The 20,664-nt window shown below is 63.6% G+C and carries 25 protein-coding genes; 12 read left to right on the plus strand and 13 right to left on the minus strand.

Annotation, left to right across the window (positions count from 1 at the left end; genetic code table 11):
- Positions 1 to 111 precede the first annotated feature (111 nt).
- Both HNQ71_RS13030 and argB read left to right on the plus strand, forming a co-directional pair.
- Positions 112 to 1,608, plus strand: coding sequence for an amidase (locus HNQ71_RS13030; protein ID WP_184872950.1), 1,497 nt, complete (start codon positions 112 to 114; stop codon positions 1,606 to 1,608).
- A gap of 102 nt (positions 1,609 to 1,710) precedes the next feature.
- The gene (gene argB, locus HNQ71_RS13035; protein WP_112559011.1) at positions 1,711 to 2,604 is read left to right on the plus strand and encodes an acetylglutamate kinase; all 894 of its coding nucleotides are present in this window, start codon (positions 1,711 to 1,713) and stop codon (positions 2,602 to 2,604) included.
- An 8-nt stretch (positions 2,605 to 2,612) separates the two neighbouring features.
- Here the strand turns inward: argB and HNQ71_RS13040 are convergent, their stop codons facing one another.
- The 3 genes from HNQ71_RS13040 to HNQ71_RS13050 all read right to left on the minus strand — a co-directional run bounded on the left by HNQ71_RS13040 (position 2,613) and on the right by HNQ71_RS13050 (position 5,368).
- Positions 2,613 to 3,011 (minus strand): RidA family protein, encoded by a 399-nt coding sequence (locus HNQ71_RS13040; RefSeq protein ID WP_184872951.1) that lies wholly within the window; start codon positions 3,009 to 3,011, stop codon positions 2,613 to 2,615.
- 216 nt (positions 3,012 to 3,227) lie between these two features.
- A complete protein-coding gene (gene bchE, locus HNQ71_RS13045; protein ID WP_184872952.1) occupies positions 3,228 to 4,775 on the minus strand; it encodes a magnesium-protoporphyrin IX monomethyl ester anaerobic oxidative cyclase in 1,548 nt (515 codons plus the stop codon).
- Between the two features lie 116 nt (positions 4,776 to 4,891).
- Complete coding sequence (locus tag HNQ71_RS13050; RefSeq protein WP_027040109.1) at positions 4,892 to 5,368, minus strand: Lrp/AsnC family transcriptional regulator; 477 nt, start codon at positions 5,366 to 5,368, stop codon at positions 4,892 to 4,894.
- Positions 5,369 to 5,507: 139 nt separating this feature from the next.
- Between HNQ71_RS13050 and phhA the strand changes: the two genes are divergently transcribed.
- Positions 5,508 to 6,344: a phenylalanine 4-monooxygenase gene (gene phhA / locus HNQ71_RS13055; RefSeq protein ID WP_184872953.1), complete on the plus strand. Its 837-nt coding sequence runs from the start codon at positions 5,508 to 5,510 to the stop codon at positions 6,342 to 6,344.
- Between the two features lie 109 nt (positions 6,345 to 6,453).
- On the opposite strand, the gene HNQ71_RS13060 is transcribed toward phhA, so the two are convergent.
- Positions 6,454 to 6,858, minus strand: a complete 405-nt coding sequence (locus HNQ71_RS13060; RefSeq protein ID WP_184872954.1) for a VOC family protein — start codon at positions 6,856 to 6,858, stop codon at positions 6,454 to 6,456.
- Between the two features lie 103 nt (positions 6,859 to 6,961).
- On the opposite strand from HNQ71_RS13060, the gene HNQ71_RS13065 reads away from it, so the two are divergent.
- Positions 6,962 to 7,594 (plus strand): TetR/AcrR family transcriptional regulator, encoded by a 633-nt coding sequence (locus tag HNQ71_RS13065; RefSeq protein ID WP_184872955.1) that lies wholly within the window; start codon positions 6,962 to 6,964, stop codon positions 7,592 to 7,594.
- Between the two features lie 49 nt (positions 7,595 to 7,643).
- Here the strand turns inward: HNQ71_RS13065 and HNQ71_RS13070 are convergent, their stop codons facing one another.
- Positions 7,644 to 8,141 carry a MarR family winged helix-turn-helix transcriptional regulator gene (locus HNQ71_RS13070; RefSeq protein WP_184872956.1) on the minus strand — a complete coding sequence of 166 codons (498 nt, stop codon included), beginning with the start codon at positions 8,139 to 8,141 and terminating at the stop codon, positions 7,644 to 7,646.
- A 95-nt stretch (positions 8,142 to 8,236) separates the two neighbouring features.
- Between HNQ71_RS13070 and HNQ71_RS13075 the strand changes: the two genes are divergently transcribed.
- Positions 8,237 to 8,404 (plus strand): hypothetical protein, encoded by a 168-nt coding sequence (locus tag HNQ71_RS13075; protein ID WP_184872957.1) that lies wholly within the window; start codon positions 8,237 to 8,239, stop codon positions 8,402 to 8,404.
- Positions 8,405 to 8,492: 88 nt separating this feature from the next.
- Here HNQ71_RS13075 and HNQ71_RS13080 read toward each other — a convergent pair whose 3' ends face one another.
- The 3 genes from HNQ71_RS13080 to HNQ71_RS13090 all read right to left on the minus strand — a co-directional run bounded on the left by HNQ71_RS13080 (position 8,493) and on the right by HNQ71_RS13090 (position 11,090).
- Entirely contained in the window at positions 8,493 to 9,932 is a 1,440-nt protein-coding gene (locus HNQ71_RS13080) for a GMC oxidoreductase (protein ID WP_184872958.1), read from the minus strand.
- A complete protein-coding gene (locus tag HNQ71_RS13085) occupies positions 9,929 to 10,129 on the minus strand; it encodes a hypothetical protein (RefSeq protein ID WP_184872959.1) in 201 nt (66 codons plus the stop codon). The genes HNQ71_RS13080 and HNQ71_RS13085 overlap by 4 nt, the downstream gene beginning before the upstream one ends.
- A 199-nt stretch (positions 10,130 to 10,328) precedes the next feature.
- Positions 10,329 to 11,090 (minus strand): GGDEF domain-containing protein, encoded by a 762-nt coding sequence (locus tag HNQ71_RS13090; protein WP_184872960.1) that lies wholly within the window; start codon positions 11,088 to 11,090, stop codon positions 10,329 to 10,331.
- Between the two features lie 161 nt (positions 11,091 to 11,251).
- Between HNQ71_RS13090 and HNQ71_RS13095 the strand changes: the two genes are divergently transcribed.
- Positions 11,252 to 11,959 (plus strand): pyrimidine 5'-nucleotidase, encoded by a 708-nt coding sequence (locus HNQ71_RS13095; RefSeq protein ID WP_184872961.1) that lies wholly within the window; start codon positions 11,252 to 11,254, stop codon positions 11,957 to 11,959.
- Between the two features lie 24 nt (positions 11,960 to 11,983).
- On the opposite strand, the gene HNQ71_RS13100 is transcribed toward HNQ71_RS13095, so the two are convergent.
- On the minus strand, positions 11,984 to 12,823 hold the full coding sequence (locus HNQ71_RS13100) for an LOG family protein (protein ID WP_095083465.1): 840 nt from the start codon (positions 12,821 to 12,823) through the stop codon (positions 11,984 to 11,986).
- A gap of 226 nt (positions 12,824 to 13,049) precedes the next feature.
- Between HNQ71_RS13100 and dapD the strand changes: the two genes are divergently transcribed.
- From dapD to HNQ71_RS13120, 4 genes are all read left to right on the plus strand, one after another.
- A complete protein-coding gene (gene dapD, locus HNQ71_RS13105; RefSeq protein WP_184872962.1) occupies positions 13,050 to 13,904 on the plus strand; it encodes a 2,3,4,5-tetrahydropyridine-2,6-dicarboxylate N-succinyltransferase in 855 nt (284 codons plus the stop codon).
- A gap of 72 nt (positions 13,905 to 13,976) precedes the next feature.
- Positions 13,977 to 14,339 (plus strand): DUF805 domain-containing protein, encoded by a 363-nt coding sequence (locus tag HNQ71_RS13110; RefSeq protein ID WP_184872963.1) that lies wholly within the window; start codon positions 13,977 to 13,979, stop codon positions 14,337 to 14,339.
- Complete coding sequence (locus tag HNQ71_RS13115) at positions 14,332 to 14,709, plus strand: DUF805 domain-containing protein (protein ID WP_246461495.1); 378 nt, start codon at positions 14,332 to 14,334, stop codon at positions 14,707 to 14,709. Before HNQ71_RS13110 ends, HNQ71_RS13115 begins: the two co-directional genes overlap by 8 nt.
- Before the next feature lie 13 nt (positions 14,710 to 14,722).
- Positions 14,723 to 15,499 (plus strand): hypothetical protein, encoded by a 777-nt coding sequence (locus HNQ71_RS13120; protein WP_184872965.1) that lies wholly within the window; start codon positions 14,723 to 14,725, stop codon positions 15,497 to 15,499.
- Here the strand turns inward: HNQ71_RS13120 and HNQ71_RS13125 are convergent.
- A complete protein-coding gene (locus HNQ71_RS13125; protein ID WP_184872966.1) occupies positions 15,399 to 16,442 on the minus strand; it encodes a 2-dehydropantoate 2-reductase in 1,044 nt (347 codons plus the stop codon). The two genes, HNQ71_RS13120 and HNQ71_RS13125, sit on opposite strands and share 101 nt — an antisense overlap.
- A 115-nt stretch (positions 16,443 to 16,557) precedes the next feature.
- On the opposite strand from HNQ71_RS13125, the gene dapE reads away from it, so the two are divergent.
- Both dapE and HNQ71_RS13135 read left to right on the plus strand, forming a co-directional pair.
- Entirely contained in the window at positions 16,558 to 17,751 is a 1,194-nt protein-coding gene (gene dapE, locus HNQ71_RS13130; protein WP_184872967.1) for a succinyl-diaminopimelate desuccinylase, read from the plus strand.
- A 2-nt stretch (positions 17,752 to 17,753) separates the two neighbouring features.
- Positions 17,754 to 18,386 carry a transporter gene (locus HNQ71_RS13135; protein WP_184873338.1) on the plus strand — a complete coding sequence of 211 codons (633 nt, stop codon included), beginning with the start codon at positions 17,754 to 17,756 and terminating at the stop codon, positions 18,384 to 18,386.
- On the opposite strand, the gene truA is transcribed toward HNQ71_RS13135, so the two are convergent.
- The 3 genes from truA to fmt all read right to left on the minus strand — a co-directional run bounded on the left by truA (position 18,356) and on the right by fmt (position 20,653).
- Positions 18,356 to 19,123 carry a tRNA pseudouridine(38-40) synthase TruA gene (truA, locus tag HNQ71_RS13140; protein ID WP_184872968.1) on the minus strand — a complete coding sequence of 256 codons (768 nt, stop codon included), beginning with the start codon at positions 19,121 to 19,123 and terminating at the stop codon, positions 18,356 to 18,358. The two genes, HNQ71_RS13135 and truA, sit on opposite strands and share 31 nt — an antisense overlap.
- An 88-nt stretch (positions 19,124 to 19,211) precedes the next feature.
- Positions 19,212 to 19,721, minus strand: a complete 510-nt coding sequence (locus HNQ71_RS13145; protein WP_184872969.1) for a GNAT family N-acetyltransferase — start codon at positions 19,719 to 19,721, stop codon at positions 19,212 to 19,214.
- On the minus strand, positions 19,718 to 20,653 hold the full coding sequence (fmt, locus tag HNQ71_RS13150; protein WP_184872970.1) for a methionyl-tRNA formyltransferase: 936 nt from the start codon (positions 20,651 to 20,653) through the stop codon (positions 19,718 to 19,720). The genes HNQ71_RS13145 and fmt overlap by 4 nt, the downstream gene beginning before the upstream one ends.
- Positions 20,654 to 20,664 lie beyond the last annotated feature (11 nt).

A 20,664-nucleotide genomic window follows, 5' to 3' on the forward strand; every position in this document is an offset into this window, starting at 1 on the left:
AAATCGCCTTGTACACGCCAGACTTGCGGCATTGCCAGCCCGGATCCGTCCGTCGATTGCCAATGAAATCGCCACTGGTTAGCTTGTCTTCCCATGGTTTGGGGAACGCGCATGTCGGTTGAACATACACTGTGGGCGCAAGATGCAACCGGCCTTGCCGATCTCATCCGCAAGGGCGAGGTCTCGCCCATCGAACTGACCGAAGCGGCGATCGCCCGCGCCGAGGCCACCCGTTCCGACATCAACGCCACGGCGGAGCCGCTCTTTGACGCCGCGCGGGCCCGGGCGAAGACCGTCGACCGCTCGCTGCCGCTGGCCGGCATTCCCTTTGCCATCAAGGACCTCGGCATCGCGATGAAGGGCGTGCTGACGCATGGTGGCAGCCGCATTCCGGCATGGCGGGCCGATGTCAATTCGGTGCTGACCGATCGCTACCTTGCCGCCGGCCTCATTCCGATCGTCACCTCGACGTCGCCGGAACACGGGCTTCGGCTGATGACCGAATCCAAGGCCTTCGGCATCACCCGCAATCCCTGGAACACCGGCCATACCAGCGGCGGCTCATCGGGGGGTGCGGCGGCGCTGGTCGCTGCCGGCGTCGTACCGGTGGCGCATGCCTCGGATGGCGGCGGCTCGATCCGGGTGCCTGCCGCCTGCACCGGGCTTGTCGGCCTGAAGACGTCGCGTGGCCGCATACCGCTGACACCATTGGTCAGCGAGAGCTGGTACGGCATGGTCGTCGACCATGCGCTCACCCGCTCGGTGCGCGACTGCGCACTGCTGCTCGACCTCACCCACGGTCCCGACCTTTTGACGCCCTATGCGGCGCCGTCGCCCAAAGGCAGCTTCGTTGCGGCTGCCGCGCGCGATCCCGGCAAGCTCAGGCTGGCCGTGTACCGCAAGTCGCCGCTCGGTTTGCCGGTCTCGGCCGAGACGCTTGTCGCGCTCGACGCGGCGGTGGCGCTGGCCCGCGAGGGCGGCCACACGGTCGCGGACATCGACCTGCCGTTTGTCGGGCGGGATTTCTTCGCCGATTTTGCCACTGGCGTGGCCTCTGCCGTCGCCGGCACGATGCGGGCCGAGGCGCTGCGTGTCGGCCGTTCCGTTCTGGGCGACATCGAGCGAGCGACGCGCATCATCGCTCGCTTCGGTGAGCTGGTATCGGCGGGCGAGATCTATGCCGGCCTGCAACGGCTGCATGCGACTTCGCGGCAGCTGATCGCCGAGACAGCGCAATATGATGCCGTGCTGATGCCGATCATCGCCCACCCGCCGCTTGCCTGCGGCGCCATGGACCCGAAAGGCGCTGACGAACTCATCGAAAACCTGCTCGACAAGCTTCACCTCACCGCCTTGCTGAAGCTGAAGCCATTGCTCGGCCAGCTGATGGACAAGAGCCTTGGGTTCACCCATTGGCCGGCGATTCAGAATGTCAGCGGGCAGCCGTCGATCGCGCTGCCGGTCCATGTCACCGATGCCGGCCTGCCGCTCGGCATCCAGGCGGCGGGCCGGCCGGGCGACGAGGAGACGCTGCTGTCGCTTGCCGCGCAGATGGAGAAGATCTCGGGTTGGCTGGGCCGTAGGGCGCCGCTGAGGGTGCCGTCATGATGACGTCGTCGTGAAGCGCTCGAATATGACAGCAAAGCCATTTGCGGGCGGCGCCAATTCCCGCTAAGACGCCGCCATCCTTGCCACTTCAGGAACGCACCGATGACGGAGATAACCGCCACCGCCGAAATGCAGGCAGCCCTGCTTTCGCGGGCGCTGCCTTACATGCAGCGCTATGAGCACAAGACGGTCGTGGTGAAATATGGCGGCCACGCCATGGGCGATATCGAGCTCGGCAAGGCCTTCGCGCGCGACATCGCGCTGTTGAAGCAATCCGGCGTCAACCCGATCGTCGTTCATGGCGGCGGCCCGCAGATCGGCGCCATGCTGGCCAAGATGGGCATCGAATCGAAGTTCGAGGGCGGCCTGCGCGTCACCGACCAGAAGACGGTCGAGATCGTCGAGATGGTGCTGGCCGGCTCGATCAACAAGGAGATCGTGGCGCTGATCAACGCCGAGGGCGAATGGGCGATCGGCCTGTGCGGCAAGGACGGCAACATGGTCTTCGCCGAAAAGGCGCGCAAGACCATGATCGATCCGGACTCCAACATCGAACGCGTGCTCGATCTCGGCTTCGTCGGCGAGCCGGTCGAGGTCGACCGCACCTTGCTCGACCTTCTGGCGCGCTCCGAAATGATCCCGGTGCTGGCCCCGGTGGCGCCCGGCCGCGACGGCCACACCTACAACATCAACGCCGACACCTTCGCCGGCGCCATTGCCGGCGCCTGCCAGGCAACGCGCCTGCTGTTCCTCACCGACGTGCCCGGCGTACTCGACAAGAACAAGAAGCTGATCGACGAACTGACCGTGGCCGAGGCCAAGGCGCTGATCAAGGACGGCACGGTCTCGGGCGGCATGATCCCCAAGGTCGAAACCTGCATCGAGGCGATCGAGCGCGGCGTCGAAGGCGTCGTCATCCTCAACGGCAAGACGCCGCATTCGGTGCTGCTTGAACTGTTCACCGAACACGGCGCCGGCACGCTGATCGTACCCTGATCGACAGCTCAGGCGGGCTGCGGAAGACGCGCGATGACCTTGATTTCAAAATCGAAGCCCGCCAGCCAGTTCACGCCCACCGCGGTCCAGTTCGGGTAGGGCGGTTCGCCGAACGCCTTCAGCCGGACAGCGTCGATCGCGGGCCATTGCGTGGCCGGATCGGTGTGGAACGTGGTCACGTCGACAATGTCGTCGAACGTGCAGCCGGCGGCCTTCAGCACGGCGGCGAGATTGTCGAAGGCAAGCTGGACTTGGCTTGCGAAGACCGGCTCGGGCGACCCGTCCTCGCGGCTGCCGACCTGTCCAGAGACGAACAGGAAGTCGCCTGAGCGGATCGCCGCCGAGTAGCGGTTGATCTCGTAGAGAGCCTGCCGGCCGGCTGGGAAGATTGCGTCGCGTTTGCTCATAGTTTCACTCCATTTCAAACAAGGCAGCCAGGCCCCTCGGTCGATCGCGATTGGCTTCGCCGTGAGGGCGCCATTCGCAAGGCTTCAGGGTTCTGGATCGCTGCGCTCCACTGTCCGGGACGGCAGTTGACATACGCCCCGTATATTTGATGTGGATGCATACGCTGCGTATGTCAATACGCATACGCGACGTATATTAATTTAAGGGGCGAGCGATCAGGCATTCGGCGAGATCGCGATCCCAGTCAAAGCCGGCTTGCGCGCCGGGCGTGCGATGGTCATCGATTCTTCTTCGGCGTCCTGCGGCGCGCCCCAGAACTCGGCAAGCGTCGGGCCGTCTTTCACCCGGCCGTCGCGAACCAGAAATCCCCAGACCTCGCGGAACCAGACGCGGCGCCCCATCTGCGTGTACCAGCGCATCGAATGCCGTTGCTCGGGATCCTTGTGGAACAGGATGCGCGCCAGTGCCTTTGGCCGCGACTGCACCGCCAGTTCGATCAGCTTGACGCTGAAGAACAGCATCCACGGTTTCAGCCGCGTCATCTGCAGCACCTGGTGCTTGTAATCCCACAGGCGGGCATCCTTCTGAATCACCTTGCGGTCCCGCGCGATCCTGAAGAACGGTGTCCATCGATGCGGCGTCACATAAAGCGCCTGGATCTGGTCGGGATCGTAGGCGATGAGCTGGCGAAAGCCGCGCCACAAATCGCGAAACCCTTCATCCTCGAAGCCGGCCACCCAGGTCGCCATCGACAGGATGCCGTTGAGGCGCAGCAGCCTTATCGCCTCGCGGTCGGATGAGGTGCTGCCGCCCTTGCGGATCAATTGAAGCGTCTGTTCGTCGGTGTTTTCCATGCCGAGCAGCCAGCGGATGACGCCCGCCTTGCGGTAGAGATGCAGGATGTCGGCATCGCGCACGATGTCGTCGGCGCGGGTCGAGCCGACGATCAGCACCGGTACATTTTCGGTAATCATGGCGTCGAGAAAGGCGCGCCAGGCTTTCTTCGAAACGGTCGGGTTCTCGTCGGCAAGGTTGATCAGCTCGACGCCTTGCTCGCGGTGCAGCCAGGCGATCTCCTTGGCGAATTTCACCGGATCGCGATGCCGCCAGCGGGTCCAGAAGCCGCGTTGGCCGCAATAATTACACAGATGCGGGCAGCCACGTGAAAACTGCATGACCACGGCCCGCTTGCCGCCCCAGTAACTGTAGCGGGCGTGGTCGATCAGCTCCCAGCCGACACGGTAGGCGTCGAGATCGATGATGGTCATTGCCGGCTGCGTGGCGAAGGGACGGCGCAGATCGTCGCGAAAGGCGATGCCGGCCACGCTCGCCGGCGGCTGGTGCATTTCCAGCGCCTCGACCAGCGCCACGACAGTCGCCTCGCCCTCGCCGCGCACGATGAAGTCGAAGACGTCCGTTTCGGTCAGGATATCGCCCCAGTGATAGGTCGGGAACACGCCGCCATAGATGATGATGGTCGCCGGCTCGCGCGCCTTGATCATGCGCGCTATCAGCAAGGCGGTCGGGTGCGCCGAGGTCGAGCCGGAATGGCCGATCAGGACGAAATCGGGACCATCGTCGAGCGCATTGCGCACCACCATGTCGAGCGGCATCGGCCCGAATTCGGCGTCGACGAGGCGCACCTCATGGCCGGCATCGATCAGCGGACCGCCGAGCGCCAACAGGCCAAGCGGCGGCAGGTGATCGTCCGGCACGCGGCTGCCGATGGCGGTGTGCGGTGGATTGATCAGGACGATTTTCAAGGCGGACCTCCGAGGCAGTTGGTCCGCGGATGCTGGCCGGCGATATGGACGCCCGATTGGCCCGTTTCAGCAGTTTGCGTGCAGCTTTTCCGCAGGGATGCGCAAGCCGGGCACCATCACCGCCTGAGGTGGCCGAGCGGCACGTGGCCGGGGCCCTTGATGTTCTGCAGCACCAGCTGGGTGTGGACGTCACGCACGCCGTCGAGCCGCATCAGCCGGTGCATGACGAAAGCGTTGAGCTCGTCGACCGACGGCACCATGACATGCAACAGGAAATCGTGGTCGCCGGTCATCGTCCAGCATGAGGACACCTCGTCCATGCGCTGCACGGCGGCAATGAAGCTTTCGGGCGAGCCGTCGCTGTGGCTGACGAGGCGCACCTGGATGAACACCTCGACCATCAGGCCGACCGCGCGGCGGCTGATCACCGCGGCAAAACCCTTGATGATGCCGGCCTCCTGCAGTGCCTCGAAACGTCGTGCGCATGGGGTTGTCGACAGGCCGATCTCTTGCGCCAGTTCGGACACCGGCTTGCGCCCGTCGCGCTGCAAGACATCGAGCATCTTGATTTCGAAATCATCGAATTGAGGCATTTTCACTCCACGAAAGCGTTTCTGGAGTGAATGTTATCTTGAATATCGCGCTCGAGCCATCATCAAAACCGATTTGCCTCGGCAGATCCGGTTATCCTTTCGGCACGTCCGCCATTCATCACTTGCAGGGAGAGAAACCATGACGACAATGAGCGTTGCCGAATATGCCCGCGACTGTGCGGCGCAAGGGTTGCGCGGCGACTATTCGGTCTGCCGTGCCGATTTCACCGTGGCGCAGGGTTATGATTACAGCACCGAGGAGCAGGCGGTGTGGCGCACGCTGTGCGATCGCCAGACCAAACTGACGCGCAAGCTCGCCCACCACTCCTATCTCGACGGCGTCGAGAAGCTCGGCCTGCTCGACCGCATCCCCGATTTCGAGGACGTCAGCGCCAAGCTGCGCAAGCTGACCGGCTGGGAGATCGTCGCGGTGCCGGGTCTCATTCCCGCCGCGCCCTTCTTCGATCATCTCGCCAACCGCCGCTTCCCGGTCACCAACTGGCTGCGGACCAGGCAGGAGCTCGACTACATCGTCGAGCCGGACATGTTCCATGATTTCTTCGGTCACGTGCCGGTGCTGTCGCAACCGGTGTTTGCCGACTTCATGCAGATGTATGGCCGCAAGGCCGGCGACATCATTGCGCTGGGCGGCGACGAGATGATCACCCGGCTCTACTGGTACACGGCCGAATATGGCCTGATGCAGGAGGACGGCCAGCAGCTGAAGGCCTTTGGCGCCGGCCTGATGTCGTCGTTTACCGAGTTGCAGTTCGCCGTCGACGGCAAGGACGCCCACCACGTGCCCTTCGACCTCGAAACGGTGATGCGCACCGGCTACGAGATCGACAAATTTCAGCGCGCCTATTTCGTGCTGCCGTCCTTCGACGCCTTGCGCGATGCCTTCCAGACCGCCGATTTCGAGGCGATCGTCGCGCGCCGCAAGGGCCAGCAGGCACTCGACCCGGCGACGGTCTAAACAATTCCAGGAGAATCGTTTCCGCCCGGTACGACATGCATGAAACACAAAGCGCGTCGCATGAATCTGTGTCGACGCGACGCGCTTTGCACGCTTTGATCCCGCTGGGCTATTGCATGGCGGCGGGGTTCATCCACAGGAACTCCCAGACGTTGCCGTCGGGGTCCTCGATGTGGCGGTTGAACATGAAGCCGAGGTCCTGCGCAGGGTTGGGATCGGCGCGGCCGCCTGCCGCCACGCCCTTCTCGATTGTGGCATTGACCTCGTCCTTGCTGCCGGCGGTGAGTGCTATCAGCATCTGGCTGTCACGCCTGGCGTCGCCTATCTGACGCGTTGTGAACTGGCCATAGTGCTGGTGCGTCAGCAGCATCACCCCAATCGAGTCGGAGAACATGATCGAACTGGCCTGGTCGTTCGAGAACTGCGGATTTAGTGTGCCGCCGATCGCGAGATAAAACTTGGTCGCTGCCTGCAGATCGCGCACCGGCAGATTTATGAAGATCATCTTGGTCATCGGTCTAAGCCTTGCCTTCGTTGACAGGTACTAGTCAGTCCAGTACCGTTTTCATAACTATCACGTGGGAACGGTACCGTCTAGTACTGGTTAGGAGGTCGCCATGAAAATCGACGGTGAGACGAGATCGGCACGCAAGGATCGTGAAATCATCCAGGCGGCCACGGCGGCGTTCATCGGCAATGGTTATGACGGGACCAGCATGGAGGAAATCGCCACCAGGGCGGGGGCCTCCAAGCAGACCGTCTACAAGCATTTCACCGACAAGGAGACGTTGTTCGGCGAAGTCGTTCTTGCAACCGCTACCCAGGCCAACGATGTCATCGAGTCCGTGACGACGCTGCTTTCCGAGGCGAAATTCATGGAAGGTGGCCTGCAGCAGCTCGCTCGATGTTTGATAACGACGCTCATGGATGAAGAGTTGTTGAAGCTGCGGCGCTTGATCATCGCCAATGCGGATCGAATGCCGCAGCTTGGCCGCAGTTGGTACGAAAAAGGCTTCGAGCGCATGCTTGGCTCAATGGCTTCCTGCTTTCAAAAGCTCACCAGTCGAGGGCTGATACAAACCAGTGACCCCTATCTGGCAGCCAGCCACTTTTTTGGGATGCTTCTTTGGATCCCCATGAATGAAGCCATGTTCACGGGAAGCAACCGGCGCTCCAAGGCCGAACTGGAACGGCACGCGGATGCCTCAGTGGGGGCGTTTCTTGTCGCCTATGGGGTGCAGCCGAAATAGTCCCGTTGCCTGCCGACATTCACAGTCACGCCGCCAACACATCGCACCCCTATCGCCCAGGGTTGTCCGACCCCTCGGCCTTCAGCCTCGCAAGCTGGGCGCGCTGCAGGTCGAGCGCGGCGTTGACGAAGCGCGATATGGTCGCTAGCTCGGCGTCGCTGAAGGTGGCGATCACCTTTTCGCCCTCCTTCGCGATGGCGCCATAATAGCGCGCCGACAGGTCCCGCGTCGCCTCCGTCGCCTCGATCACCACCTTGCGCCTGTCCTCGAGACTGCGCGTGCGCGTCAGCAGCCCGCGCGCCTCCAGCCGGTCGATCAGCGCTGTCACAGCCGCCGGCGTCAGCCCGGTTGCGGTGGCGATCGCGCCGGCCGACTGCGGGCCGCCATGGAGCAGTCCGATGCAATGGCGTTCGGCCATGTTCAGCCCCAGCCTCAGCCCCACCGCCTCGTCATAGGCCTGCGTCGCGTCCTGCCATTGCATGATGGCAAGGCCGATGGCCGTCGTCATTTCGGTGCGATTCCTGCTTGACGAATTTATTTCGATCATCTAACTATCAATCTGTCTAACATTTAGACTATCGCATCAATATGCGGCCGTAGCGCCGACAAGGCAAGGGCCGGCCGCCGACAAGGAGTGAAAAAATGAGCTTGATTCAACAGCGTACGCCCCTCTCGCATGAGGAAGAGTTCAAATATGCCAAGCTGGCCATGGAATGGTACGGATGGGGCTCCCCCATCGGCCTGGGCATTTTGCTCGTGGCGCTGGCCGCTGCCGCGGTGCTGGTGCGCATCGCCGTCTACGGCTTCTGAGCCGTGACGTGCATTCTGCCGGCGCCGTCATCGGCGCCGGCATTGTCGGGATGCTGCAATGTCCCAGGATGACATTGCACTAGAACGCTCAGACGGCGACAACCTTGGCAAGATGGTCACCCAGCCGGCAGGCCAGCGCGGTGATCGTCGTCGTCGGATTGCATTCGCCCGACGTGCAGAACACCGAGGAGCCACCGACATAGAGATTGTCCATGCCATGCACCTTGCAGTTGGCGTCGACAACGCTCTTGGTGACGTCGGTGCCCATGCGGGTGCCACCCATATGGTGATGACCCGCCGTCTCGTCGTTGGTCGGGTAGTCGCCGCCATTCGCGATCCAGTCGGCAATGCGCACCCGGCCGAGATTCTTCTCGATCAGCGTCTTGCCGAACAGTCTAAGCCCTTCGAGAAGGGTGCGGTGTTCCAGCTTCGATTTCTTCCAGTGCAGCTCGATGCGCGGCACGCCGGCATGGTCGACATCGGTCGTCGACAGTTCGATCCGGTTGGAGGCCAGCGGCGCCTGTTCCCAGGCAACATAGAGCTGGGCTGCGCAGCGCAGATTCTGGCTGAGCTTGGCGGACATCCATTCGGCCATGTCTGGCGCCGTGCAGGCGAGGTCGGCGATCAGGCTCTTGACGCCCGGATAGGGGGTCTCGATCAGCCTGATGCCGAAATTCATGATCTGCAGCCGCTCCATGGCGGCAGGTGTCGGCGAGAAGAAGGCCTCGTTGACCGCATCGACCTCGAACTCGCCATAGTCGGCCAGGATGGCATTGCCACCCTCGAAGGTCGGATGCTCCATCCAGTAGCGGCCAAGCGCCGCTGCATTCGGCACGACGCCGCCGTTCGAGCGCTGGTTCGACCACAGAAGCAGGCGCGAATTCTCCAGTCCGCCGGTGCAGACAATGAAATAATCCGCGTTGAAGGCGCCGGCATCCTGCCCGTTGGACCACAGCCTGGCGCCGGTCACGCGCTTGCCGTCGCCGGCAAGTTCAGTGGCGTAGGTGTTGAGCACGACCGCGACGTTCCTGCTCTTGTCGAGCTCGTCGGCGAATTTTTCGCCGAAGCGCACCGCCGGGCTCTTGATCAGCTGCACCCAGCGAATGTCGTCGGACACCGGCACGTCCGGCCGGAAACCGGGAAGTTCGAGGATATCGTGCACTTCCGGCAGAAAGGGTTCGATGTCGGCGCGGCGAATCGGCCAGCCCGTGTCGGGCGCCCAGGCCTTCGGCTCGAAATCCTGTTTGTCGAGCACGCGGCACCAGCCTGCCCAGTGGTTCGAACTGCCGCCCATGAAGCGCAGCCGGGTGACGTCGAGATCGAAGTAGAAATCACCGACCGTGGTGCCACGGTAGAAATCCTGCGACTCGTCGCTGAATTCACGCGAGCCGGCCTCCAGCACCACGACCGGAATGCCGGCGGCGCCAAGCTTGCGGGCGATGGTGGTGCCGGCCGGGCCGGAGCCGAGGATGCAGACCTTGGCGGCGAAATTGGCGGCGCGAAACGCATCACAGCTGTCGAAGATCATGCCAGATCGCTCCGCTTCAGGATCCAGCCATTGACCTCGACGATCTCGTTCGGGTTGGCCGGGGTTGGACCGGCTCGGTGTGGGTCAGCATGGGCCGGATCGGCGTTAGGCAGCGTGCGGAACAGGGACAGGGCAGGCAGTGCGATCAGCGCCTGCACGATCGTGCGGCGGGATATTCTCTTGATGAAGAAACTCATGACTGGTCTCTCGGGTGGGGGCTTCGACGACGCATGGCGTTACCTGAACGACAGGTCCCGGAACGGCACATGCATCGCGGCAGAAGCCAGTATTGTGCCACGCTACCCGCCAAGCAGCGAAAACCGGGTAAACGGCGCAGCCGAGTATGAACAGGGTTAGGATTTCCTTAACGGGCCGAATAGCGGATCGGCCGCCTGATCACGCCGCCTCGGAAATGTCTGTGTCGAGGATCGTCAGATTGCGGCCCCGGTGCTTGGCCTGGTAGAGGCGCCGGTCGGCGGCGCGCATCAGGTCCGATACGCTGATATCCTCGCCACAGACGGTTCCGCCGATGCTGACCGTGAGCGGAACGGTCCGCTCGTCGACGGGCCGGAAGCGGATCAGCTCGACTTCGCGGCGAATGCGCTCGGCGACGCGCTTGGCCTCCTGCTCGGTGGCGCCGATCAGGAAGGCGCCGAACTCCTCGCCGCCGATGCGGCCGAGCACATCGCCGCTGCGCACGCCACGTTCGATCGCGCTGGCGATCAAGAGCAGTGCGTCGTCGCCGGTCAGGTGGCCAAAATTGTCGTTGATCCTCTTGAAGTGGTCGGCATCGATGATCAGCAGCGCGCCGCGATCGGACTTGCGGCGGGAACCATCGAGGGCAGCAAAGAAGTTTTCCCGGTTGAGCATGCCGGTCATGTCGTCGCGGCTCGCCTTGTCCGCCAGGCGGCGATGCGCGGCGGCGAGCTGGGCATGGGCTCGCGCAAGGTCGCGATGGGCGCTTTTCAGCCTGTCGCTTTGCCAGAAAGTGCTTGCGCTGGCGACCCATGCGAGGACCAGCGGGCAGAGCGTGGAGGTCAGCCAGATCGTGCGGTTGACCGGAAATCCCAAGGCAGGAACGATGATCAGCGTCAGCAGGAGGGAGGCTGCGACAGAGGCAAAAGCGACGACGGCGGATCTTAGAATTATGCTACTCATCGCTTGCTCCCACAGGTCTGCCTCTGTGCCAGCAAGCCCTGAAGGCTACCTTTCCCGGATGCTTAAAATTTGAAGGGTGACGCTATTTCCGCGACTCGCGGCGCGCATAAGTTGTGGATAAAGTCACTTTCAGAATGTCCGTTTCATGCCATAAGGAGCGCATGACCACACTGCCTGACCCCGCCCATTTCGCTCATGTCACCGACTGGGTGTTCGACCTCGACAACACGCTCTATCCGCATCATTCGAATCTGTTCTCGCAGATCGACGTGAAGATGACCGCCTATGTCGGCGAACTGCTGGCGTTGCCGCGCGAGGCGGCACGCAAGCTGCAGAAAGAGCTCTATCTGGAATATGGCACGACGTTGAACGGGCTGATGACGCGCCACGGCATCGACCCCGACGATTTCCTCGAAAAGGTGCATGACATCGATTATTCATGGCTGGTGCCCGATCCCGTTCTTGGCACCGCCATCCGCCAGCTCCCAGGCCGCAAGTTCATCTTCACCAACGGCGACCGCAGGCACGCCGAACGTACCGCGCGCCAGCTCGGCATCCTCGACCATTTCGATGACATCTTCGATATCGTCGCCGCCGGGCTCAACCCGAAACCGGCACGCCAGACCTACGAGAAGTTCGCCGAACTCCACGCCGTCACCGGCCACAATGCGGTGATGTTCGAGGACCTTGCCCGCAACCTTGCGGTGCCGAAGTCGCTGGGCATGACCACGGTGCTCGTCGTGCCGCGCAATTTCGAGCCGACCTTTTCCGAAATCTGGGAGCGCGATCCGGCCAACGAGGATGATGTCGATTTCGTCACCGACGACCTCGCCGGCTTCCTGACGGCCATCGTCGAGGTCACCGCCTGAGGTTCATCCGGGCTCGGCCTGCTCTCACAGATTGTAGAAGCGGCTGATGATCCCCCAGGCCTCGTCGGCGGTGTCGACGAAATCGATGATGTCCTGGTCGCCGGGGCTGATCGTGCCCTGTTCGGCGAGGAAATCGAGATCGATCGCCCGTTTCCAGAAGGATTTGCCAAACAGGATCACTGGCACGCGCTCCATGCGCCCGGTCTGGATCAGGGTCAGCGTCTCGAAGAACTCGTCCATCGTGCCGAAGCCGCCGGGAAACACCGCGACCGCCTTGGCGCGCATGACGAAATGCATCTTGCGGATGGCGAAATAGTGGAAGTTGAAGCACAGCTCCGGCGTCACATAGGCGTTCGGCGCCTGCTCGTGCGGCAAGACGATGTTGAGGCCGATCGATGGCGCGCCGACGTCGTCGGCGCCGCGATTTCCGGCTTCCATCACGCCGGGCCCGCCGCCGGTCACCACGACATATTCGCGGTAGTATGAAGCAGCCGACTGCTGCGAGCACAGCCGCGCGAACTTGCGCGCCTCCTCGTAATATTTGCTGTTTTCCTCGAGGTTCTTCTTCTGCGTCTCGTTCTTGGCCGCCCAGGCCTCGCCGCCGGGTTCCGGCAGGCGTGCGCCGCCAAACAGGATCACCGTCGAACGGATGCCGCGTTCGGCAAGGATCATCTCCGGTTTCAAGAGTTCGAGCTGCAGCCTGACCGCGCGCAATTCGCGCCGTGTCATGAATTCGGGATCGTTCCAGGCGAGCCGGTAGGTCTCGGCACGCGTCTGCGGCGTGTCCGGCACGCTCTTCGACCGCTCCAGATCCTCGTCCGAATGCGGCAGCGGCGTCCACCCCGCCTTTTCCATAGGAGTCATAATGGCCTTACCCGTCCAGATTCTTCACTTGCGCCGTCCCATGACGCAGCCGCGATTGACCCTCATTGAGCCTTAACATAAGCAGGTTCCGCGAAAGTGTCCGGCGGTTTTGCGACAAGAGCCTGCTACATGCAAAGACCCACGCAGGCAAAGCCTGCCAGGGGTCCGCGCGACTTCGAACAGGGTAAGGCGCAGCCCCTTAACAGCTTGGTAATGGAGCAAATTCATGTCGAAGCCCGATCTGGCGAGCCTCGAGAAGACCATTGAGAAGGCCTTCGAGGAACGCGACACGATTTCGACGGCGACCCGCGGCGAAACCCGCGACGCCATCCAGTCGGCGCTCGACCTGCTCGACCGCGGCACCGTCCGCGTCGCCGAACGGCAGGCCGACGGCAAATGGCATGTCAACCAGTGGCTGAAGAAGGCCGTGCTGTTGTCGTTCCGGCTCAACCCGATGGAGATCATCAAGGGCGGTCCCGGCCAGGCCGTGTGGTGGGACAAGGTGCCGTCGAAGTTCGACGGCTGGAGCGCCGTCGACTTCGAGAAGGCGGGCTTCCGCGCCGTGCCGTCATCGATCGTGCGCCGTTCCGCGTATGTCGCGCCGGGCGCCGTGCTGATGCCGTCCTTCGTCAATGTCGGCGCTTATGTCGACAGCGGCACCATGGTCGACACCTGGGCCTCGGTCGGTTCCTGCGCACAGATCGGCAAGAACGTACACCTGTCGGGCGGCGTCGGCATCGGCGGCGTGCTGGAGCCGATGCAGGCAGGCCCGACCATCATCGAGGACAATTGCTTCATCGGCGCGCGCTCGGAAGTGGTCGAGGGCTGCATCGTGCGCGAAGGCTCGGTGCTCGGCATGGGCGTGTTCATCGGCCAGTCGACCAAGATCGTCGACCGCGCCACCGGCGAAGTCTTCTACGGGGAAGTGCCGCCGAATTCCGTCGTTGTCGCCGGGTCGCTGCCTGGCAAGCCTTTTCCAAACAACGAGCCTGGCCCGGGTCTTTACTGCGCCGTCATCGTCAAGCGGGTCGACGCCAAGACCCGCTCCAAGACCTCGATCAACGAATTGCTGCGCGATTGATCTTTGCGCAAAGCGAGCGCACCTTCCGCCGGCGCGACAATCCGTCGCGCTCGTTCAACGTGGAGGGGTGACATGGACTGGAAGTATCTGCTCACAAGCTTTGATGGTCGTATCAACCGTGGCAAGTTCTGGGCTGGCATCGGCGTATTCATCGTTATCGGCATCATAGCTTTCATTCTCGATGCGATCCTCGGCACACGTTTCACCACCGCCAGTGGCGCCCAGGTCGGCGTCATCGGCATCCTCTTCGCACTGGCATCGATCTATTTCGCGATTGCTCTCTATGCCAAACGCTGGCACGACCGCAACAAGTCGGGCTGGTGGACGCTGATCGGCCTCGTACCCATTATCGGCGGCATCTGGCTGCTGGTGGAGCTCGGCATTCTCGAAGGCACCAGGGGTGCCAATCAATATGGACCGGACCCGCTTGCCTGACAGATCAGATCTTACCTGGCTTTTCTTCAAGACCTCGGGCCGCGTCAGTCGCGCGGCCTATTTTCTTGGTGGGTTACTCGTCGCCATCATACAGGCCTTTCCGCTCTACCGCTTCACGCTCGTGCCGGAAGGCTCGGCCGAGAGCAACATGTGGTCGTTCATCTTCTTCATCGCCTTCATCGCCTCGCTATGGTCGAATATCGCGCTGGCGGTGAAGCGGCTGCACGACCTCGACAAGCCGGGCATTGCCGCGCTGATCCTGTTCGTGCCGGTGGTCTCGATCGTCGCCTTCCTTGTGTTATGCCTGTTTCCAGGGCAGCCTGGGCCCAACCGCTATGGCCGGCGCACCAACGAGCCGGCGCAATCCTGAGGGCCGATCGGACATGCGCTACCGCACGCTTGATCCGAAACTGATCATCGACACCGCCGAACGGCTGGAGGGCCGCGTTGCCGAGCGCTTTCCCAACGCCGGACTGCGCGGCGTCGCCGCCGAACTGGTGTCGCTGTCGCGCGACCTGACCAAGGCGGCTCAGGCGCTCGAGGCGCCGATCTGGTGGCTGCGCGGGCTCATCGTCGCCGCCGTTGTCGCCGGCGCGCTGGTCTTCCTGTTCGTCGGCACCATCCTGCCGCTCATTCACATCTCCCAGGCCGACGACGCGGTTCAGTCGGTGCAAGGCATCGAAGCCACCATCAACATGATGATCCTCGCCGTGCTCGGCTTCCTGGCGCTGGTCCGCACCGAGGAGCGCATCAAGCGCAAGCGGGTGTTTCGCCAGCTCCACGGCCTGCGGTCGCTGATCCACGTCATCGACATGCACCAGCTGACCAAGGATCCGGCGGCCCTCTCGGCTAATTTCAAGCCGACCTCGCACTCACCGGCCCGCATCACCAATGCCGCCGACCTGGCGCGCTACCTCGACTATTGCTCCGAAATGCTGTCGATCACCGGCAAGATCGCCGCGCTGTTCGCGCAGTCGGTCAATGACGACGTGGTCATCGACGGCGTCAACGACATCGAGAACCTGGCGTCCAACCTGTCGCGGAAAATCTGGCAGAAGATCACGCTGATCGAGGCCCATCCGGCGGCGCAACAACCTGCTCCGGCGCCAGGCCCGGCGAACCAAGCCGTTCCGTCTCAGCTGCGCGCACCAAGGCGGTAACTTTTCTAAGCAGGGGCGCCGGCGTACCCGTCTTTTCCGCAAGGCCGAGCACCGCCCCTTGCAGTTCGCCGATCTCCGTCGGCCTGCCGCGCTGAAGATCGTCCCACATCGACGAGCGCGCTTGCGGGTCGATCGCCAGCATGCGCCGCGCCAGCAGCCTGAACAGCCAGTCCGGCAGCCTGAGCACCTTCGGCAGCAGTGCCGGCCGCAAGCCGGCGATCCGCGCCGGCTCGATGCCGGACGCCTTCATCGCCGTGAGCGCCTCGTCGATTTGGCCGGCCAGGATCATCCGCCAGCGACGGTCGGCGAGCTCGCTCGCCAGCGGCAGGCCGGACAGCGCCACCAGCGCATTGTTCAAATTCATCAACAGCTTGCCCCACAGCACGGCCTTCATGTCGCCATGGGCTTCGACCTCAAACCCTTCGGCACCGAGAAGGCCGGCCAAGCCGGCGGCGCCGTCTTCGACCATCACCTTGCCGTCGCTGGCGCGGTGGACGCGTAGTGGCAACTCGCCGTCCGGAGACTGCACCACATTGAACGGCACCATGCCGGCCAGCACCGTGCGGCCGTCGAGCCCGGCGCGCAACCTGTCGGCATTGTCGACGCCGTTCTGCAGGCTGACCACCACCGTATCGCGGCGGGCGTGGGCCCTGATGAGGTCTGCCATATCCTGCGTCGCGCCGCTCTTGACCGTGACCAGGATCACATCCGCCTGGGACAGGGCGACCGCCGGATCGGCGGTGACAACAAGCGCCTCCGGCGCGATCGAGCGGTCGCGGCCCTCAAGGTCGCTGACCCGCAATCCGCGCTCGCGCAACGCCGCCTCGATACGCGACCGGGCCAGCAGCATCACCCGGCGTCCCGCGAGCGCCAGGCAGCCGCCGGCATAGCAGCCGATGCCGCCGGCGCCGGCAATGACGATCCTCTTGTCCGCATTTGCCATCCCGTCGCTCCCACCGGCCCGCAACTATACGACATGAAAACCATAATGTAGGCGCCATCACTGGCCCTTATGTCTGGCCGTGACAGGCCCGACGCTTTCGATTATCGCTTTTGCCATGACGCTGCCGACCGATCCCGCCGAAAACCTCGCCGCCCTTATCCGTTGCGCTTCGGTGACGCCCGCCGAAGGCGGCGCGCTGACCGCGCTGGAGACGATGCTGAAACCGCTCGGCTTCCTGGTCGATCGGCCGGTGTTTTCGGAAGATGGCACGCCGGACATCGAGAACCTCTATGCCAGGCGTTCCGGCAACGGTCCGCATCTGATGTTCGCCGGCCACACCGACGTGGTGCCGGTCGGCGACGAAGCCGCCTGGACTCATTCGCCCTTCGGCGCCGAAATCGCCAATGGCGAGATGTATGGCCGAGGCGCCGTCGACATGAAGGGCGGTATTGCCTGTTTCATCGCCGCCGTGGCGCGCCATGTCGAGAACAATGGCGGCCCCAAAGGCTCGGTATCGTTGCTGATTACCGGCGACGAGGAAGGGCCGGCCATCAACGGCACGGTCAAGCTGCTCGAATGGGCGGCTTCCAGGGGCGAGAAATGGGATGCCTCGATCGTCGGCGAGCCGACCAACCCGGACGCGCTTGGCGACATGATCAAGATCGGCCGCCGCGGCTCGATGTCCGGCGCCATCACCGTCCACGGCCGCCAGGGCCATGTCGCCTACCCGCAGCTTGCCGACAATCCGGTGCGCGGCCTGATGGGCTTGGTCGACGCCTTGCTGCATCCTGTCTTCGACAAGGGAACCAGGGATTTCCAGCCGACCAATCTGGAGGTGACCTCCATCGATGTCGGCAACCCGGCCACCAATGTCATTCCAGCCAAGGCGACGGCCACCTTCAACATCCGCTTCAACGACACTTGGACGGCCGAGACCGTGCAGGCGGAAATCCACAACCGGCTCGATCAGGCGGCCAAACGCAAGAAGTACCGGCAGGGCAAGAAGACACCGGTCGACTACGACCTCGTCTGGCGCGACCGGCCGAGCCATGTCTTCCTGACCCGCGACGACAGGCTGGTCGAAACGCTGCGCGGCTCGATCAGGTCGGCGGTCGGCAAGGAGCCGGCGCTGTCGACCTCGGGCGGCACCTCGGATGCGCGCTTCATCAAGGACTATTGTCCGGTGGTCGAGTTCGGGCTGGTCGGCAAGACCATGCACATGGTTGACGAGCGCGTCGCCATTGCAGATCTGGAAACGCTGACCCAAATCTACCAACGCTTCATCAAAGACTGGTTCGGGCAGGCATGAGCATGCTTTCAGCGGACGAAACCCAAGCTTCGCTGACGGGCGCCTGGCGCCTGATGCTCGGAAAGGCCGACGGCTTGCGCCTGCTCGACCTGTCGGCTGACGGCTTCTGGAATTCCTTTTTCGCCATTATCGTCGCTGCACCTGCGCTGATCGTCGGCTGGGTCGGCATCGCCAACGAGATCGGCGATCCCGACGCTTTCGCTGGACGCTTCAGCATGCTGTTGCGGCTGGCGACGGTCGATATCGGCTCCTGGGTGCTGCCGCTCATCGCCCTGGCCCTGGTCGCGCCGCGCGCCGGCATTGGCGGCCGCTTCGTCCACTATGTCGTTGCCAGCAACTGGGCCTCGGCCATCACCGCCTGGCTGATGCTGCCCTCGGCGCTGATCAGGCTTTTCCTGTCGTCGGCAAGCCAGGTTTCGAGCCTTGTGTCGCTGCTGCTGTTTGCCCTGTCCATGGCGCTGACCTGGCGCATGACCAACGTCACCATCGGCAAGGGGGTAGCCATCGGCACCGCCGTTTTCGTCGGCATGTTCGTGGCCTCGCTGCTGGCGCTGTTCGGCCTGCAGGCGCTGCTCGGCATCACCGTGCCGGACGATGTCGGGTCTCAGAGCCTTTCCGGGTTCATCTCCGGATAATCGACGCCAATGAGAAAAAGCCCGTCGGGCGGCGCAACCTGGCCGCAGGCGGCGCGGTCGTGCGCCTCGAGCGCCGCTTTGAGGTCGGCGACGGTCCAGGCGCCTTCGCCGACACGTTTGAGGGAGCCGACCATCGAACGCACCTGGTTGTGCAGGAACGAGCGCGCCGAAGCCTTGACCTCGATCAGGTCGCCCTCTCGGCTCACATCGAGCCGCTCCAGCGTCCTGATCGGGCTGCTGGCCTGGCATTGGGTCGAGCGGAAGGTGGTGAAGTCATGCCGACCGAGCAGGACCTTCGCCGCTTCATGCATGGCGCCGGCGTCGAGCCGTTTCGGCACCCACCACACCTTGCCCTTGTCGATCGCCGCCGGCGCGCGGCGGTTGAGGATGCGGTAGACATAGTGGCGGCGGGTGGCCGAGAAGCGCGCGTCGAAGCTGTCCGAGACGACTGTCGCCTTCAGGACGGCGATATGTGCGCCGGCCATCTGCAGATGCGCGTTGACGGCATCACGCACCTTGTCGCCCGGCCACGCCTTGGCGAGGTCGACATGCGCCACCTGGGCGGTCGCATGCACGCCGGCATCGGTGCGGCCGGCGGCGCGCAACCGGACCTCTTCGCCGCAGAATTTTTGGATCGCCTGCTCGATCGCCTGCTGCACCGAGGGCTGATCCGCCTGGTGCTGCCAGCCGGCAAACAGGCTGCCGTCATATTCGATGTCGAGGCGAAAACGCGGCATGCTAGAGCATGATGCCGAAACGTGTGCAGCGGCTTTCGGACGACATCATGCTCTATCTCTTTGAGTTAGAGGCGAATTCAGACGCCGCTTACGCGGCGAGTGCCGAGCCGAAGGCCGAGGCGTAGACCAGCCTGCCGGCCTCAGGGGCGTCACCCCAGGTCAGGGCCTGCAGGGCCTCGCTCTGGTACTCGCTCTCGAACTTTTCGGCGCGTGCATGGCTGTAGCCGAAACGGCTGTAATAGGCCGGATCACCCAGCACCACGGCTAGCGTCTCGCCGGCATCCCTGAGGCGGATATGCGCCTCGCGGATCAGCGCGCCGCCAATGCCGCTGCCATGGAACGAGGGCTCGACCGCCAGCGGCGCGAGCGCCACGGCCGCAAAGTTCTTGCCGCCGCTCTGGACGAACAGCCGCGAAAACAGGATGTGGCCGACCACCTGGCCGTCCTCTTCCGCCACCAGTTCGGTGACGGCGTCGCCGCCGGTCACCAGCGCGTCGACCAGTCCGGCCTCCGCCTGCTGGCCGAAAGCGTGTTCCTCGACGAGGCGGATGGCCTCGCGATCCCGCGGCGTCGCCGCGCGTATCGACATCATGCTCATGAGAATTTCATTCCTTTTTCGATCTTGGCCCCGCGCAGGAATTCCGACGCGGCAGCGGGCCTTCCGCCCGCCCGTTGAACTTCGACCAGACTGATCGCACCTGCCCCGCAGGCGACCGTCAGCCGGTCATCGAGAATTCCTCCCGACTCGCCGGCGCCTTGCGATAGCGTCGAGCGAAGCAGTTTCAGCCGCTCCTGGCGGCCGCCAATTGCAATCTCGGACCAGGCCCCGGGAAAGGGCGACAGGCCACGAATGGTATTGTGCACTTTGCTCGCCGAGTGAGTCCAGTCCACGCGAGTCTCGGATTTATCGATTTTTTTGGCGTAGGTCACCCCTTCCACCGTTTGTGCGGTAAATGTCAGGGTGTTCCTTTCCAGTCGCGCCAGCGCTTCCACCATCAGTGCAGCACCGACACTCATCAACCGATCATGCAGATCGCCGGCAGTCATATCGGGTTCGATGGCACATTTTTCAACCATTGCCACCGGGCCGGTGTCCAGGCCCTCTTCCATGCGCATCACCATCATGCCGGTTTCGCTGTCCCCGGACATGATCGCGCGCTGGATGGGCGCGGCACCCCGCCAGCGCGGCAAAAGCGAGGCATGGCCGTTGATGCAGCCAAGCCGGGGCGCCTCCAGAACCGCCTTCGGCAACAGCAGGCCATAAGCGACGACCACTGCGACATCGGCCCGCAGGGCGCGGAAAGCGGCCTGCTCGGCCTCACCTTTGAGCGATACCGGTGAGCGCGTCTCGATGCCCAGCCGCTCCGCCTCGCGTTGCACCGGCGACGGCGTCAGCTCCAGCCCGCGCCGCCCGGCGGCGCGCGGCGGCTGCGTATAGACGGCTGCGACATCATGTCCGGCCTCGGCGATGCCGCGCAGCGTCGGCACCGAAAACTCCGGCGTGCCCATGAAGATGACGCGAAGGGGCATTCCTTTTCCGA

Source organism: Mesorhizobium sangaii (assembly GCF_014207355.1).
Taxonomy (GTDB): Bacteria; Pseudomonadota; Alphaproteobacteria; order Rhizobiales; family Rhizobiaceae; genus Mesorhizobium; species Mesorhizobium sangaii.